The sequence below is a fragment of the Acinetobacter sp. IK40 genome (assembly GCF_035615075.1).
GTDB classification, from domain to species: Bacteria; Pseudomonadota; Gammaproteobacteria; order Pseudomonadales; family Moraxellaceae; genus Acinetobacter; species Acinetobacter courvalinii.
The window spans coordinates 1-3112 of record NZ_JANBOE010000026.1; the positions used below are offsets into that span (position 1 = coordinate 1).

Below are 3112 nucleotides of genomic sequence, written 5' to 3' on the forward strand. Positions count from 1 at the left end.
AATACCAACGAACAGCCCAAAGAATGATTTCACCTTGAAAGTGCCGACCATGGAAGGGATTCATCTGCTGTATCTCGAAATAAATAAGATATTTAGCTTATCATGTCAGCCTATTTGCAACAGTGCCGAAACAATTACAAGCATTGATTCAGAGTTTCGCTTGATAAAGAATTTGACAATGTGCATCAAACATCATGACATCAATTCAGTCAGCCAAGCTGAATAGCCTAGATCCGTGTCTGTGCAGAAAAGGACGCCTTCATATAAAATAACTCAAATAGATAAATTACCACCACACTGCTAGAGCCTGAGCTGAATTTAAAAATATCTATAGGGTTCACCGGGGACTTACAGTAAATTTAACTTGGATAAAAAATATCCCCCTTAAAAAAGTGGGATATTTTTAATTTATTTATTTATTTAATATTTCTTTTAATTCATCTGCACTATATGTCGATAAATTTTCTATAGCTGCTCGAACAATACTTGAACGATTTATTCTTGCATTTTGCCCTTTTACAACCAGCTCATCAATTAGTTTACTAATATCTTCATTGAGAGAAAAAGTGTAACGAATAAATTTTTTTTCACTTGATTCTAAAGCCTTTACCCTCTTTTCTGCACCAGATATAAATGCATCTAACATTTTATCTTGTTCAGTAGGTTCAGGTTTTTTGTTTAGCCCAGTTAAACCAGCCATAGTTATACTCCTAAAAACTCTCTTGCAATACTTTCAATTTCAGCTTTCGCTTTAGGATCACTATTTACTTCAAAAACCGAAAGCCCATTTTCATCTGCATCATCATAAACATTTCGATTTGTTGTGATTGAATTCAATGCATCAATACCAAATGATTTGCATGCCTCTTTTGCATCTAAAATTCTTTGAACTTGAGAAGGAAGAGTTGGACACTGAGTAATAATTGCTCTAGCTTTCAGATTTGGATTTACTGTCTTTGCTAATTTTAAAACTTGTTCCATATGATCTAAAGTTTTTAGATCTCTTCGTTTGGGTCTAAACGGCAATAACATATGTGTAGCTATAGTCATTGCTGAACGTAATGCTTCAGAATCCTGTCCACCTGCATCAATGATAATATCTTGGTATCTTTTATCTAAATCTTTTAAAACTGAACGTATATTCCCTGATGCTTGTACTGATGGAATATTATTTAATTCATCGTTTTCATCTCTTTCTTTGACCCAATCTGTTGTTGTTCCTTGAGGGTCAGCATCTAATAAGAGGACGTCTCTTTGACTTTGTTGTAAGTAAACTGCAAGATTTTGAGCTAAACAGCTTTTACCAGCACCGCCTTTTTCACCACCAACTAAGATAATCATAATTTATGTAAGTTACGTAAGTTTGTTTGTGTATAATTTAACGGTGATTTATGAAGTAATCAACTATCATGAAAAAAAAATTAAAAAAAAGTTATCCACAAAAGAATGGTCTTTTTGAATTTATATATATTTATTTAAATTTATTATTTATATCTCTGCTCAAAGCTTGACTAGCAAAGGGATACAGGAAGTATATGTTGACAAATTCCTACCAATAAGTTGACTTTTTCCTGTTTCTGAGTTGACATATTCCTACCAATAAGTTGACTTTTTCCTGTTTCTAAGTTGACAAATTCTGTGCATAAGTTGACAAATTCTTTTATTAAAAATACTTTCATTTGTGGACGTTAAGTAGTATTGTCAATATATCTATTTATAACATTTTCCTTAATATATCTCCCTATGAGTAACATAGTATATAAAGATAATAATTTGGTTGAAGCATCGTATTCACTAAATCTATCTGAGCAAAGGCTAATATTAATTGCGATCATTGCTGCTCGAGAAATTGAGAAAGAACTTACTTCTGATACTATACTTACGATTCATGCTTCTGAATACATGAAACAGTTTAATTTAGGACGTCAAGCATCTTATGAAGCGTTACAATCTGCATGTGATAATCTTTTTGAACGGCATTTGAATTATAAAGCAGTAGATCCTATAACTGGAAAAATAGGAATATACAAAAGTAGGTGGGTTTCAAAAGTTGGTTATGTTAAGGAAGAGGGATGCGTCCAACTAATTTTTGCACCAGATATTATCCCCTTATTTGTAAAACTTGAAGAAAAGTTCACAAGATATGAACTTAAACAAATCTCACCACTTACAAGCATTTATGCTATTCGCCTGTATGAGTTACTCATACGTTGGAGATCAACTGGTAAGTTATATATTTCTATAGATGAGCTTAGATCAAAACTCGGATTGATAGAAGATGAATATAAAAAGATGGGAGACTTTAAAAAAAGGGTTCTTACCGTAGCTTTAAATCAAATTAACAAATTTACGGATATTACTGTTTCTTATATACAAAAAAAGGAGGGAAGAAATATTTCAGAATTACATTTCATGTTTGAAGAAAAAGAACAAAATAAAACGAGTACAAGTGCTCCTTTAGAGCCAACTTATAAATTGACAGCTAAGCAATGTATATTCTTTGCTAAAAAGCTATGTGATATTACTAACTATCCAAAATTTGGTAATGATTTCGCACATCGTGGAGAGACTCTAGAAGACTTTCAGGAAAGGATATCAAGTGATCTTCTTGATAGCGATAATGTTAGAAAGTATTTTTCTTATTTGTTAGAAGTTGGTTATGCTCCTAAATACAAGAAGTAACCCTTTAGTTAATTGTCACTTTAAACAAAAGACCACGCCCTTTCATACTAAGTTTTTAATTAAGATTGCTTTCATGTGATTTTAATATGAATTAGCATAAGTTACATAACTTATGCTGGTTAAGTAACCACCTATCCTGCCTTTATAATTTATTGCTGCAGTTCTCATCATCATTGGAATAAGTGGACAGATTCCTGACACGGAATACTATAACTGAGGTCACCTAAATAGGATGCATAAGTTATGCAAGTTACGCCACTTAAATAAGTTAAGGCGCTAAAGCGATAAAAGCTACATGATAGCCAGTACTGAGCACTGGCGATCTAAGTCAATGCTGCAGTTCTCATCATCATTGGAATAAGTGGACAAATTCCTGACATGGAAATTGCAGCGAGATTGGCTAAAGTTACTGCACTGATTATCAGTCGAG

At 32.6% G+C, this 3112-nt stretch carries 3 protein-coding genes and 1 pseudogene; 2 read left to right on the forward strand and 2 right to left on the reverse strand.

Annotated elements, in window-relative coordinates:
* Window positions 1-226 (forward strand): annotated as a pseudogene (locus MSG93_RS19195) (hypothetical protein); the annotation flags it as partial.
* A gap of 186 nt (window positions 227-412) precedes the next feature.
* Here MSG93_RS19195 and MSG93_RS19200 read toward each other — a convergent pair.
* Together MSG93_RS19200 and MSG93_RS19205 are read right to left on the reverse strand one after the other, a co-directional pair.
* Entirely contained in the window at window positions 413-700 is a 288-nt protein-coding gene (locus tag MSG93_RS19200) for a hypothetical protein (RefSeq protein WP_000908082.1), read from the reverse strand.
* A 2-nt stretch (window positions 701-702) separates the two neighbouring features.
* Window positions 703-1341, reverse strand: a complete 639-nt coding sequence (locus tag MSG93_RS19205) for an AAA family ATPase (RefSeq protein WP_000585007.1) — start codon at window positions 1339-1341, stop codon at window positions 703-705.
* Window positions 1342-1743: 402 nt separating this feature from the next.
* Here MSG93_RS19205 and repM point away from each other — a divergent pair, with 402 nt between their 5' ends.
* Window positions 1744-2682, forward strand: a complete 939-nt coding sequence (gene repM / locus MSG93_RS19210; RefSeq protein WP_002046604.1) for a replication initiation protein RepM — start codon at window positions 1744-1746, stop codon at window positions 2680-2682.
* The last annotated feature ends 430 nt before the right edge of the window (window positions 2683-3112 follow it).

What these genes read in the sequence shown, in the direction of transcription:
- MSG93_RS19200 (WP_000908082.1), bottom strand. Translation starts at nt 700, where the DNA reads ATGGCTGGTTTAACTGGGCTAAACAAAAAACCTGAACCTACTGAACAA.
- MSG93_RS19205 (WP_000585007.1), bottom strand. Translation starts at nt 1,341, where the DNA reads ATGATTATCTTAGTTGGTGGTGAAAAAGGCGGTGCTGGTAAAAGCTGT.
- repM (WP_002046604.1), top strand. Translation starts at nt 1,744, where the DNA reads ATGAGTAACATAGTATATAAAGATAATAATTTGGTTGAAGCATCGTAT.